The following is a 12629-nucleotide window of genomic DNA, read 5'->3' as shown; positions in this document are numbered from 1 at the left end:
CACCCGGACCCATCCCGAACCCGGAAGTTAAGCCTGCCAGCGCCGATGGTACTGCCCCCGAGAGGGCGTGGGAGAGTAGGACGCCGCCGAACATCCTTCACAGCAGAGGCCACCCCAGCGGTGGCCTCTGCTGCGTTGAGGGGCCACACTGGCTCTCGCCCAACAGCACAGCGATCATGACCCGAGAAGGTGACCACCCGTGGCCGAGCAACGACGTACCCCGCGCGCAGGCTCGGGTCGTCCCAGTCGCGACGGCGACCGGCGCCCAGGTGACCAGTCGCGGGGGGAGCGGGGCGCCCGAGGCGGTTCGCGGGCTCCGCGCAAGGGCGACTGGTCGCGTCCGCGTGAAGAGCAGCGACCTCGCTCGCAGACGCAAGCGGTCTACGACGGTCCGCCGCTCCCCGAGGACATCACGGGCGCCGAGCTCGACAGGTCGGTGACCGGGCAGCTCAAGGGTCTGCCCGAGAAGCTGGCCGCACGCGTCGCACGCCACCTCGCGGCTGCGGGCCAGGTCATCGACTCCGACCCCGAGACCGCCTACCAGCACACGCTCGCGGCCAAGGCCCGCGCCGCCCGCATCGCGGTCGTGCGCGAGGCGACCGGTGAGGCTGCCTATGCGGCTGGCCACTACGCCGAGGCGCTCGCCGAACTGCGGGCCGCCAAGCGAATGAACGGCGCGACCGCCTACCTGCCGATCATGGCCGACTGCCATCGTGCCCTGGGGCACCCCGATCAGGCCCTGAAGCTGGCCAAGAGTCCCTCCGTGCGCAATTTCTCGCCCGCGGCGAAGGCGGAGATGACCATCGTCGAGGCCGGAGCACGCCGTGACATGGGTCAGCTGGACGCAGCCTTGCGCACCCTCGAGCTGGCTCCGTTGACCTCGAAGAGCCGGGAGGCCTGGGTCGTGCGTCTGCGCTACGCCTATGCCGACACCCTCGAGGCCGCTGGTCGTGAGACCGACGCGTTGGCGTGGTTCCACCGGACCCACGCGATCGACAGCGACGAGATCACTGATGCCGACGCCCGCGCCGAGGCACTGGAGCGTCGCCAGGCCTAGGGGCTGTCTGGACGTCTCATGCGTTCCGCTGGTGTTCGGGCGCCCCATCCGTCACAATGGCCACCACAACTACATCGATGTCACTCATCTGACCTCACTTCGTTCGAGACCGCTGGGGAAGGCGTAGCTCGACGCCGGAAGTGAAGGAGACGAGGGTGACCGCACTGACTGCATCTCGCACCGCGACGAGGGGCGTGCTCTACGTCCACTCAGCGCCATCCGCGCTGTGCCCGCACATCGAGTGGGCCGTCGGCGGTGTACTCGGTGTTGCCGTGAGCATGACGTGGACGCCGCAAGCCGCGCAGAGCGGTAGCTACCGAGCCGAGTTCTCCTGGGCTGGGGACGCCGGCTCTGCGGCGGCGATCGCGTCGGCCCTGCGCGGCTGGAACCACCTACGCTTCGAGATCACCGAGGACCCGACCTCGGCCTCGGAGGGCTCCCGCTACTCCTACACCCCCGAGCTCGGCGTCTTCCACGCTGTCACCGGCCTGCACGGCGACATCATGATTCCCGAGGACCGCCTCAAGGCTGCTGTCGTCAAGGCCGCCCTCGGCGACACCTCGCTGATGGGCGAGATCAACAAGCTGCTGGGCAAGCCGTGGGACGACGAGCTGGAGACGTTCCGGCATGCCGGAGACGGCGCCCCCGTGCGCTGGCTGCACCAGGTCGTCTAGTCACACAGCTGCCCCTCGGGGCCTACAGCGGGATGTTGCCGTGGCTGCCGCGGAGCACCCCGACCTGCTGGACTGCCTCGTCGATAGCCCGCGCGATGGCCGACCTTGTCGCGGCCGGCTCGACGACCTCGTCGACGACGCCGATCTCGACGGCCTTGTCGACGCCTCCCGCCAGCCGTTCGTGCTCGGCTGCCAGCTCGGCCTCGACCCTGGGTCGCAGGTCCGGAGAGACCTCTGCCAGCCGCCGCCGATGCAGGATGCGGATCGCGGCCACCGGGCCCATCACCGCGACCTCCGCCCCGGGCCAGGCGAACACCTTGGTGGCGCCCAGAGAGCGGGCGTTCATGGCGATGTAGGCGCCGCCGTAGGTCTTGCGGGTCACCAGGGTCACCCGCGGGACCACGCACTCGCCGAAGGCGTGCAGCAGCTTGGCGCCACGGCGTACGACGCCGTCCCATTCCTGCCCGACACCCGGTAGGTAGCCGGGGACGTCGACCACGACGATGAGCGGCACTCCGAGCGCGTCACACAGGCGCACGAAGCGTGAGGCCTTCTCCGCTGACAAGGAGTCCAGGCAGCCGCCGAGGCGCAGCGGGTTGTTGGCGACCACTCCGACGGTGCGGCCGCCGAAGCGACCCAAGACGGTGACGATGTTGGGGGCCCAGCGCTGGTGCAGCTCTTGGGCCGTCCCCTCGTCGAGGATCGACTCGACGAGCGGGTGGACGTCGTAGGCACGCTTCTTGGACTCCGGCAGCATCTCGGACAGGTCGCGGTCCTCGACCTGGTCGACCTTGAGGCTGCCCTGGGAGCCGAGCAGGGTCGCCACGATGCGGGCCCGATCGAGAGCCTCGGCCTCGCTCTCGGTGAGGATGTGGACGACACCCGAGCGGCGGCCGTGGGGCTCGGGGCCGCCGAGTCGCAGCATGTCGACGTCCTCGCCGGTGACTGAGCGGACCACGTCGGGTCCGGTGACGAAGATCCTGCCCTCGGGCCCGAGGATCACCACGTCGGTGAGGGCCGGACCGTAGGCCGCGCCGCCGGCTGCCGGGCCGAGCACGACCGAGATCTGCGGGATCTTGCCGGAGGCCTGGGTCATCACGTGGAAGATCCGGCCCACTGCGTGGAGCGAGAGCACGCCCTCGGCCAGGCGGGCACCCCCGGAGTGCCACAGGCCGATGATCGGCACGGAGTCGGTGATCGCCCGGTGGTAGGCATCCACCACCACGCGGCAACCGACGTCGCCCATCGCGCCGCCCATCACCGTCGCGTCGGAGCAGAAGGCCACGACACGAGTGCCGTTGACAGAGCCGACGGCCGCCAGCATCCCCGAGTCGTCGTCGGGGGTGATCAGCTCCAGGGTGCCCTCGTCGAGGAGGGCGGTGAGCCGGTGGACGGGGTTGCGGGGATCTTCGTCGCGGGGCAGCTTGGCCGGCTTCGCAGGCGCCTGGGTCGCCGTCATCTCAGTAGCTCCCGAAGGCCACGGCGACGTTGGCTCCGCCGAACCCGAAGGAGTTGTTGAGGGCGGCGATATCACCGCTGCGCAGCTCGCGAGCCTCGCGAGGGATGTCGAGCTCGACTTGCGGATCGAGGTTGTCGAGGTTGATGGTCGGGGGTGCCAGCCGGTGATGGATGGCCAGCACCGTGGCGATCGACTCGAGGGCGCCGGCGCCGCCGAGCAGGTGGCCGGTCATCGACTTCGTGCTGGTGACGACGACCTCGTTGGCGTGGGAGCCGAGCGTGGCGTGGATCATCAGGCCCTCGGCGATGTCGCCTTGTGGCGTGGATGTCGCGTGGGCGTTGATGTGCACGATGTCGGAGGCCTCGATGCCGGACTCGGCCAGTGCGCGAAGGATGGCGCGTGAGCCACCGCGGCCCGCGGGGTCGGGTTGGGCGATGTCGTGGGCGTCGGCGGTGATGCCGGCGCCGAGCACCTCGGCGTAGATCCTGGCGCCACGCGCCACGGCGTGCTCCTCGGACTCCAGCACGAGCACGCCCGCGCCCTCACCCAGCACGAAGCCGTCGCGGGCGACGTCCCACGGGCGGGAGACGGTCGTGGGGTCGCCGGCGTTCTTCGACAGCGCCATCATGTTGGCGAACGCCGCGATCGGCAGTGGGTGGATGGCGGCCTCGGTGCCGCCGGCCAGCACGATGTCGGAGCGCCCCAGGCGGATCTGGTCGAGCGCGAGGGAGATGCCCTCGTTGCCGGAGGCACACGCGGAGACAGGGGTGTTGGCAGCGGACCTGGCGCCGAGCATCAGGCTCACGTTGGCGGCCGGTGCGTTGCCCATCAGCATCGGCACGGCGAGTGGGGAGACCCGACGCGGACCCTTCTCGAGCAGGGTGTCGTAGTTGTCGAGCAGCGTGGTGACACCGCCGATGCCGGAGGCGATCGCGACCCCGAGCCTGTCCTTGTCGATCTCGGCCTGGTCGAGCCCGGAGTCCTTCCAGGCCTCCTCGGCGGCGATGACCGCGAACTGGGCGCTGCGGTCGAGACGGCGGGCGCGAACGCGCTCGAGCACCTCGCTGGGCTCCACCGCGACCCGGGCCGCGATCTTGACCGGCATGTTCTCTGCCCAGTCATCGGTGAGGTGACGAACGCCGGACTGGCCCTTGAGCATGGCCTCCCAGGTGGACGCGACGTCTCCGCCGAGAGGGGAGGTGGTGCCGAGTCCGGTGATGACGACTCGCTTCGCAGGCATGTGGATCCTTATGAGATCGGTGGTGCGGGGTGGTGGTTGGCTGCCGTCGGGGCCGGCCCGGTCAGGGCCGGCCCGCCACGGCTGGACGTTGGTCCGCCTCGGTCAGCCTTGGGCGCGCTCGATGAAGGAGACGGCGTCGCCGACGGTCTTGAGGTTCTTGACCTCGTCGTCGGGGATGGTGACGCCGAACTTCTCCTCCGCCGCGACGACGACCTCGACCATCGACAGGGAGTCGACGTCGAGGTCCTCGACGAACGACTTGTCGAGCTGTACGTCGTCGGCGTCGACGCCGGCGACCTCGTTGACGATCTCGGCGAGGTCGGCGCGGATCTCTTCGGTGGTGGCCATCTGCTGGTTCTCTCCTGTGGTGGTGGTTGGTTGATCGGACTTGCTAGGGAACGGTGACGACCTGCGCGGCGTAGGCGAGGCCGGCGCCGAAGGCGATCAGCAGCGCGATGTCGCCGCTCTTGGCCGTGCCCTCGGCGATCATGCGGTCGAGCGCGAGCGGGATCGAGGCTGCCGAGGTGTTGCCCTGCTCGGCGATGTCGCGAGCGATCTTGACCCTCTCGGGCAGCTTCATCGAGCGGGCCATCGCATCGATGATGCGCATGTTGGCCTGGTGAGGCACGAACACGTCGAGGTCGTCGATCGAGACGCCCGCGCGGTCGAGGGCCTGCTGGGCGGTCTTGGCCATCGTGAACGACGCCCACCGGAAGACCGGGTTGCCCTGCATGGTCAGGTGGGGGAGGACCCCGGAGCCGGGCTTCTGGTCGGTGCCGACCACGTCGCGCCAGTCCTCCTTCTGGCGGATCAGGTCGAACTGCTCACCGTCGGAGCCCCACACCACCGGGCCGATGCCGACGGTGTCGCTCGGGCCGACGACCGCCGCACCCGCGCCGTCGGCGAAGATGAAGGCCGTGCCGCGGTCGCCGACGTCGGTGAGGTCGGAGAGCCGCTCCACACCGATGACCAGGGCGTAGCCGGCGCTGCCTCCGCGCACGAGGTCGGAGGCGAGCGCGATCCCGTGGCAGAAGCCGGCACAGGCGGCCGAGATGTCGAAGGCGGCCGCCTGGTCGGTGCCGAGCTCGTGGGCGATCGCGGTGGCGACGGCGGGCGTCTGGAGCAGGTGCGTCACCGTGGCGACGATGACCAGGTCGATCTGGCGCACGTCGATGCCGGCGTGGTCGAGGGCGGCCCTGGAGGCGGCCACCGACATCATCTGCACGGTCTCCTCAGGACTGGCCCAGCGACGCTGCTTGATGCCGGATCGCTGCTGGATCCACTCGTCGCTGGAGTCGATCCGCTCGACGATCTCGGCGTTGGGGATCACCCGCGAGGGCCGGTAGGACCCGATGCCGAGGATGCGGGCGTGCGGCTGGCCGGAGCTCTGCTGGATCTGGACCTGGCCGTTGGACTGGCTCATCTTCACATCCCTACTTCCGGGTGCAGGCGGAGCAATGGCTGACCGGGAGAGACCAGGTCGCCGTCCTCGACCAGCCACTCGACCACGACGCCTCCGTGGGTGGCCGTGACCACGCTGCTCGAGCGGGTGCCGGCGACCTCGCCGATGGTGGCGCCGGCCTCGAGGGTCTCGGCGCCGGCCGCTGACTCGGCCCGGTGGAAGGTGCCCTTGCCCGGCGAGACGACCATCCGCCACGTCGGTGAGGTCTCGATCATGGAGGCCTCACCGTGCTTGGCGATGAACGCCCGGGCGTCGTCGAGCTGGTCGGGTGTCTTGAGCGCGAAGGTCTCCACGCCCTTCAAGGCTCGCTTGGCGATGCCGGTCAGCGTGCCGGCCGGGGGCATCTCCAGCAGCCCGGTCACCCCGAGGTCGGACATGGTCTCCATGCACAGGTCCCACCGGACCGGGCTCGCGATCTGCCCGACGATGCGGGCCAGCATGTCCTTGCCGTCGTGGACGACGCGGCCGTCGCGGTTGGAGATCACCGAGGTGCGCGGGTCGTGGGTCGACACCGACCGGGCCAGGCCCGCCAGGTGGCCGACGGCCGGTTGCATGTGCTCGGTGTGGAAGGCGCCCGCGACGCTCAGCGGCACCAGGCGCGCCTTGGCGGGTGGGTCTTCGGCGAAGGCGTCGAGCTGCTCGCGGGTGCCGGCGGCCACGATCTGCCCCGGCCCGTTGTCGTTGGCAGGTGTCAGCCCGTGCTTGTCGATCGCGGCCAGCACCTCGTCGCGGTCGCCACCGAGGACGGCGGTCATGCCGGTCGGCGTGATGGCGGCGGCCTGCGCCATCGCCTTGCCGCGCTCACGGACCAGCACCATCGCCTGCTCCGCGGTGATGGCTCGGGCGCCGGCTGCGGCGGTGATCTCGCCGACCGAGTGGCCGGCGACCGCGCCGACCTTGCCGAACGCGTCGGCGGGGTGGGGGAACAGCTCCAGTGCCGCGATAAGGCCGGTGGCCACCAGCAGTGGCTGGGCGACCTGCGTGTCGCGGATCGCCTCGGCGTCGGCCTCGGTGCCGTAGTGGGCCAGGTCCAGTCCCGCCACGGTCGAGAGCCAGTCGAAGCGACTGGCGAACGTGGGGTCCTCGAGCCAGGGCGTGAGGAAGCCAGGTGTCTGGGCGCCCTGACCGGGCGCGACGATGACGAGCACCCCTCCACTCTGCCGGGTCGCAGGGCATTCCCTCTCATGCGGCGTGCACGAATCTCGCAGGGCGAGAATTGGAGGTTTCCTACAAAACGGTTGCCAACAGGTCACGCACGCGTGTCCGCTCGGTGAGCAACGTGTGGAACCTGGCAGGGTCGCCGGCGACGAAGGCGCGGCACAGCTCCAGACCCGCCGGGTAGCAGATCGCGTAGCTGCGAGAGCCCGCATCGCCGAGGAAGCGCACCCAGCGGGCCGCGTCGTCGCGGCTGAGCAGGGCGCGTTCGCGCAGGTCGGCGGCGACCTCGGCCGCAGGGCGGCCCTCCTCGTGGTAGCCGAGCCAGGGCGTGTCCCTGACGAACTCGACCTCGATGGACTCCCCGTCAGGCAGTCCGGAGGTAGCGGTCGACGGTCGGGGATGGCAGCGACTCGGTCATTCGCGTCCCGACTGCCGGCCGAGCACGAGGGCGATCTCGAGGGTGAAGGAGTCACGGGCGTCCGTGGGGGTCAGGCCCGTCAGGTCGCCGACCTGCCGCAGCCGGTAGCGGACGGTGTTGGGGTGGCAGAACAGGGCGCGCGCCGTCGCCTCCAGCGAGCGGCCCTGGGAGAAGTACGTCGACAGCGTCTCGACGAGCGTGTCTCGCCCGGCTACCAGCGGAAGGAAGACCTCTTCGACCAGGTGGCGCCGCGCGTGACCGTCGCCGGCAAGGGCGCGCTCAGGGAGCAGCTCGTCCGCCGGTACGGGCCGCGGAGCCTCGGGCCAGCCGGTCGCGGCGCGATGCGCCGAGGTCGCGCTGCGGGCGCTGAGGTGGGCGTGGCCGAGGTCCTCGACCACGTGACCGACCACCACGGGGCCGGGGCCGAAGAAGGAGAGCACGCGGGTGGCCGCCTTCTCGGCGTGCTCCACGCCGCCCAGGATCACCACCAGCCGGTCGCCCTGGCTCGCGCAGAGGGCATCCATGCCTGCGGCCCGGGCCACCCGGCGTACCTCGTCGAAGAGCTCGCCCCCACGACGGTCCGGCTGTACGGCGCCCAGCACCACGGTGACCGCGCCGCGGTCACCCCAGCCCAGGGCGCTGGCCCGCGAGAGCATCGTCTCGTCGGCCTCGGCGCGCAGCACCGAGTCGACGACCAGGGCCTCGAGACGGGCGTCCCAGGCGCCGCGTACCTCAGCGGCGCGCGCGTAGACCTCGGCGGTCGCGAAGGCCACCTCCCGCCCGTATCGCAGCACCCCCGCGTGCACGTCGCGCACGTCGTCGGGGTCGAGGACCGCCTCGAGGTTGCTCTCGACGACCTCGATGCCGAGACGGACCAGGTCGACGGTCTGCTGGAGGCTGATCACGCCGGCCAGGGCCCGGGGAGCTGCCCCGAAGACCTGGGCTGCCACGGCCGAACCGTCGAGCTGGGGATGGCGGACCTCGTCGGCGTACCAGTCGACGAAGCTCTTGATGCCCGCCTGCACGATGACGCCGACCCAGGACCGGTCCTCTGCGCTGAGCTCGGCGAACCACGCCATGTCGTCGTCCATGCGCGCCATGGCGGCGGTGCTGAGCTGGCCGGTCGCGCGGTGCAGGTCCCGAACGGCCCGCGAGCGCGGGTCGGCATCCTTTCCGGGGGTCGAGACGACGCTGGATGGCACCGAATGAGCGTAGGGGAGCGGTGAACGGGTACCAACCAGACGGCAACTGGAACGTGTTCTGGTTGAATCGTCGGTGAACTCTCTGCCCCGAGGAGGCTGGGGATGCGCGGTGCGGGTCACGGGGTCGAGTACCTCACCATCCACGGTCATCGTCGCGCGTTCGTGCGCGCCGGGCACGAGATCGGCACGGCTCCGGTCCTGCTGCTGCTCCACGGGCTCGGCGCGGACCACACGACGTGGGACCCGGTCATCGCCCAGCTGGCTCGGCGCTACACCGTCATCGCACCCGACCTGCTCGGCCACGGTCAGTCCGCCAAGCCGCGGGCCGACTACACGCTCGGCGGCTACGCCAACGGGATGCGCGACCTGATCACGGTCCTGGGGATCGACAAGGTGACCCTGGTGGGTCACTCCTTCGGCGGCGGCGTGGCGATGCAGTTCGCCTACCAGTTCCCCGAGCGCACCGAGCGTCTGGTCCTGGTCGGCACCGGTGGCCTCGGTCCCCAGGTGACGCCGGTGATCCGGGCCATCACCACTCCGGGCTTCGCCGCCTTCATGGGTCCGCTGACGCTGCCGGGTGTGCGGCACGTCGCGGCGGCGGCCATGCGCGGTCTCAAGCGCACCGGCATCAAGGAGTTCCGCGACTTCGACGAGGTCGCGGCCATCTACGAGTCCTTCCGCGAGCCGGACGCCCGGCTGGCGATCGCCCACGTCACCCGCGCCGTGGTCGACTGGCGCGGGCAGATCGTCACCATGGCCGACCGCGCCTACCTCACCGCGGCGATGCCCCTGTGCGTGATCTGGGGCGAGGACGACAGGGTCATCCCCGTCAGCCACGCCTCGATCGCCGCCGAGCTCGCTCCCGGTGCCCGGGTCGAGATCATCGCCAACGCCGGCCACTTCCCCCACAAGGACCACCCCGAGCGGTTCGTGCGGATCCTCAACGACTTCGTGCGCAAGTCGCAGCCCGCGACCTACTCGCGAGCCAGGTTCCGCAACCTCCTGCGCAACGGGCGGGTGCCTGCGGGAGCCACGGAGCAGCCGATCGAGATCGCGACGGTGACGCAGATCCGCAGCCCGGCTGGTTGAGGGGCGCGCCTTCCTCGACCAGCGGGGTGGTTACGCGTCGCCGCCCTCCTGCTTGACCCCGCGTACGGCGGTGGGGTCGGTGATGCGGTAGTGGTCGAGGGCCTTCTGGACGGTGTCGCGACCGATCACGCCTTCCTCGGCGAGCGCGGAGAGGGACTGGACGACGACCGACTCGGCGTCGATCTTGAAGAACCTGCGCGCGGCGGGGCGGGTGTCGGCGAAGCCGAAGCCGTCGGCGCCCAGCGCGTGGTAGGCCTGCGGGACCCACTCCACGATCTGCTGCTGCACAGCCTTCATGTAGTCGCTGACCGCGATGACCGGGCCCGGGGCGTTGCCGAGCTTGCGGGTCACGAACGGCACGCGTGGCTGCTCGGTGGGGTTGAGGAGGTTCCACTCCTCGGTGGCCAGTGCCTCGCGGGACAGCTCGTTCCAGGAGGTGACCGACCAGGTGTCGGCTGCCACGCCCCAGTCAGTGGCCAGTAGCTCCTGCGCCTTGGCGATCCAGGCGTAGCCCACCCCGCTGGCGAGCAGCTGGACGCGCGGCGCGTCCGCGGGCAGGTCGGCCGGCGGGCTCGAGACGTGGTGGATGCCGCCGAGCAGGCCCTCGAGGTCGAGGTCCTCCGGCTCGGCCGGCTGCACGGCCGGCTCGTTGTAGACCGTCAGGTAGTAGATGACGTCCTCGCCGTGGGGGTGCTTGTCGGTCGAGCCGTACATCCGGTCGAGCCCGTTGCGCACGATGTGGGCGATCTCGTAGGAGAAGGCGGGGTCGTAGTGCACGACGGCCGGGTTGGTCAGGGCGAGCAGCGGCGAGTGACCGTCGGCGTGCTGGAGGCCCTCACCGGTCAGCGTGGTGCGACCGGCGGTGGCGCCGATCAGGAACCCGCGGGCCAGCTGGTCGGCCATCGCCCAGATCGAGTCGGCGGTCCGCTGGAAGCCGAACATCGAGTAGAAGATGTAGACCGGGATCATCGGCTCGCCGTGGGTGGAGTACGACCCCGGCAGCGGTCGCCGACGCCACGCAGCCCGCCTCGGAGATGCCCTCGTGGAGCATCTGGCCCTGCACCGACTCCTTGTAGGACATCAGCTGCTGGCGGTCGACCGACTCGTAGGTCTGGCCGGCCGGGTTGTAGATCTTGGCCGTCGAGAACATCGAGTCCATGCCGAACGTGCGGTACTCATCGGGCGCGATCGGCACGATCCGCCTGCCGATCGACGGGTCCTTCATCAGGTCCTTGAGCAGGCGGACGAACGCCATCGTGGTCGCGATCGCCTGCTTGCCGGAGCCCGCGCGCAGCTCGTCGTACATCTCCTTGCCCGGCAAGGTGATCTCGGCCGGCTGCACCCGCCGCAACGGCACGGGGCCGCCGAGGGCGCGGCGCCGCTCCCGCAGGTAGGCGAGCACGTCGCTGTCCTCGCCCGGGTGGTAGAACGGCGCCGACCCGTCGGCGTCGTAGGCGTCGTCGATCTCCTTGTCGGTGACCGGCAGCTCGAGCCGGTCGCGGAACGCCTTGAGGTTCTTGGCGTTGAGCTTCTTCATCTGGTGGGTGGCGTTCTTGCCCTCCAGCGCCTCGATCGTCCAGCCCTTCACGGTGTGGGCGAGGATGACGGTCGGCTGGCCGACGTGGTTGGCGGCGGCCTGGAACGCGGCGTACACCTTGCGGTAGTCGTGGCCTCCGCGGGGCAGCAGCTCGATGTCGCGGTCGCTGAGGTGCTCGACCATCTTCTTCAGTCGGGCGTCGGGACCGAAGAAGTGCTCGCGGATGTAGGCGCCGTCCTCGACGGAGTAGGTCTGGAAGTCGCCGTCGGGGGTGCGGTTCATCTGGTTGACCAGCACGCCGTCGACGTCCTTGGCGAGCAGCGCGTCCCACTCGCGGCCCCAGATCACCTTGATCACGTTCCAGCCGGCACCGCGGAAGTTGGCCTCGAGCTCCTGGATGATCTTGCCGTTGCCGGTCACCGGGCCGTCGAGCTGCTGGAGGTTGCAGTTGATGATCCAGGTGAGGTTGTCGAGCTCCTCGCGAGCGGCCAGGCGGATCGCCCCGAGCGACTCCGGCTCGCCCATCTCGCCGTCACCGAGGAACGCCCACACGTGCTGGTTGGTGGTGTCCTTGATGCCGCGGTTGGACAGGTAGCGGTTGAACCGCGCCTGGTAGATGGAGTTGAGCGCGGCCAGGCCCATCGAAACGGTGGGGAACTCCCAGAACTCCGGCATCAGCCGCGGGTGCGGGTAGGACGACAGGCCCTGTCCCGGGCCGTGCTGGACCTCCTGGCGGAACCGGCCGAGCTGCTGGGCGGTCAGCCGCTTCATCAGGTAGGCGCGGGCATAGATGCCGGGTGCCGCGTGCCCCTGGATGAACAGCTGGTCGCCGCCGCCGGGGTGGTCCTTGCCGCGGAAGAAGTGGTTGTAGCCGACCTCGTAGAGGCTGGCGGCCGAGGCGTAGGTCGCGATGTGGCCGCCGACCTCGAGACCCTTGCGGTTGGCCGAGGAGACCATCACCGCGGCGTTCCAGCGGATCAGCCGGCGGACCTCGCGCTCCATCTCCTCGTCGCCGGGGAACCACGGCTCGCGCTCAGGCGGGATCGTGTTGATGTAGTCGGTGCTGCGCAGGGCCGGGACGCCCACTTGTCGCTCGCGTGCACGCTCGAGCAGGCGGAGCATCACATAGCGCGCCCGCTCCCGGCCTCGCTCGTCGAGCATCGCGTCGAACGAGTCGACCCACTCCTGGGTCTCCTCAGGGTCGATGTCGGGGAGCTGGGTCGGCAGCCCCTCGTGGATCACGGGACGACTCGCACTTGATTCCACACTCACCTCGTCATCGTCGCACGCACGCCGTCAAGCCGAAATCCGTGGGCCCACCGGGCGACCAACC

General features: G+C 70.3%; 9 protein-coding genes, 1 rRNA gene and 1 pseudogene. 4 read left to right on the top strand and 7 right to left on the bottom strand.

Annotation, left to right across the window (positions count from 1 at the left end; all coding sequences use genetic code 11):
- The 3 genes from rrf to ISU10_RS03965 all read left to right on the top strand — a co-directional run.
- Positions 1–92 (top strand): 5S ribosomal RNA (gene rrf / locus ISU10_RS03975); the annotation flags it as partial.
- Positions 93–199: 107 nt separating this feature from the next.
- On the top strand, positions 200–1057 hold the full coding sequence (locus tag ISU10_RS03970) for a tetratricopeptide repeat protein (protein ID WP_194695061.1): 858 nt from the start codon (positions 200–202) through the stop codon (positions 1055–1057).
- Between the two features lie 155 nt (positions 1058–1212).
- Positions 1213–1731: a DUF3145 domain-containing protein gene (locus ISU10_RS03965; RefSeq protein WP_194695060.1), complete on the top strand. Its 519-nt coding sequence runs from the start codon at positions 1213–1215 to the stop codon at positions 1729–1731.
- A 22-nt stretch (positions 1732–1753) separates the two neighbouring features.
- On the opposite strand, the gene ISU10_RS03960 is transcribed toward ISU10_RS03965, so the two are convergent.
- The 6 genes from ISU10_RS03960 to ISU10_RS03935 all read right to left on the bottom strand — a co-directional run bounded on the left by ISU10_RS03960 (position 1754) and on the right by ISU10_RS03935 (position 8670).
- Positions 1754–3190, bottom strand: coding sequence for an acyl-CoA carboxylase subunit beta (locus ISU10_RS03960; RefSeq protein ID WP_194695059.1), 1437 nt, complete (start codon positions 3188–3190; stop codon positions 1754–1756).
- A 1-nt stretch (position 3191) separates the two neighbouring features.
- Entirely contained in the window at positions 3192–4430 is a 1239-nt protein-coding gene (fabF, locus tag ISU10_RS03955) for a beta-ketoacyl-ACP synthase II (protein ID WP_194695058.1), read from the bottom strand.
- A 102-nt stretch (positions 4431–4532) separates the two neighbouring features.
- A complete protein-coding gene (locus ISU10_RS03950; protein WP_194695057.1) occupies positions 4533–4778 on the bottom strand; it encodes an acyl carrier protein in 246 nt (81 codons plus the stop codon).
- A 43-nt stretch (positions 4779–4821) separates the two neighbouring features.
- Positions 4822–5853: a beta-ketoacyl-ACP synthase III gene (locus ISU10_RS03945; protein WP_194695056.1), complete on the bottom strand. Its 1032-nt coding sequence runs from the start codon at positions 5851–5853 to the stop codon at positions 4822–4824.
- Between the two features lie 2 nt (positions 5854–5855).
- Positions 5856–7040, bottom strand: coding sequence for an acyltransferase domain-containing protein (locus ISU10_RS03940; RefSeq protein ID WP_194695055.1), 1185 nt, complete (start codon positions 7038–7040; stop codon positions 5856–5858).
- A 424-nt stretch (positions 7041–7464) separates the two neighbouring features.
- The gene (locus tag ISU10_RS03935) at positions 7465–8670 is read right to left on the bottom strand and encodes a PucR family transcriptional regulator (RefSeq protein ID WP_370864704.1); all 1206 of its coding nucleotides are present in this window, start codon (positions 8668–8670) and stop codon (positions 7465–7467) included.
- Between the two features lie 102 nt (positions 8671–8772).
- Between ISU10_RS03935 and ISU10_RS03930 the strand changes: the two genes are divergently transcribed.
- Positions 8773–9759, top strand: a complete 987-nt coding sequence (locus ISU10_RS03930; RefSeq protein ID WP_194695054.1) for an alpha/beta fold hydrolase — start codon at positions 8773–8775, stop codon at positions 9757–9759.
- A gap of 30 nt (positions 9760–9789) precedes the next feature.
- Here ISU10_RS03930 and aceE read toward each other — a convergent pair.
- Positions 9790–12562 (bottom strand): annotated as a pseudogene (gene aceE, locus ISU10_RS03925) (pyruvate dehydrogenase (acetyl-transferring), homodimeric type).
- Positions 12563–12629 lie beyond the last annotated feature (67 nt).

It is taken from the genome of Nocardioides agariphilus, assembly GCF_015352445.1.
In the GTDB taxonomy this organism is placed as follows: Bacteria; Actinomycetota; Actinomycetes; order Propionibacteriales; family Nocardioidaceae; genus Nocardioides; species Nocardioides agariphilus.
Note: the sequence above shows the minus strand (reverse complement) of the source record. Positions and strands in the feature narration are given on the sequence as shown.

Coding starts and splice junctions, on each gene's coding strand:
- ISU10_RS03945 (WP_194695056.1), bottom strand. CDS start 5,853: ATGAGCCAGTCCAACGGCCAGGTCCAGATCCAGCAGAGCTCCGGCCAG.
- ISU10_RS03960 (WP_194695059.1), bottom strand. CDS start 3,190: ATGACGGCGACCCAGGCGCCTGCGAAGCCGGCCAAGCTGCCCCGCGAC.
- ISU10_RS03950 (WP_194695057.1), bottom strand. CDS start 4,778: ATGGCCACCACCGAAGAGATCCGCGCCGACCTCGCCGAGATCGTCAAC.
- ISU10_RS03930 (WP_194695054.1), top strand. CDS start 8,773: ATGCGCGGTGCGGGTCACGGGGTCGAGTACCTCACCATCCACGGTCAT.
- fabF (WP_194695058.1), bottom strand. CDS start 4,430: ATGCCTGCGAAGCGAGTCGTCATCACCGGACTCGGCACCACCTCCCCT.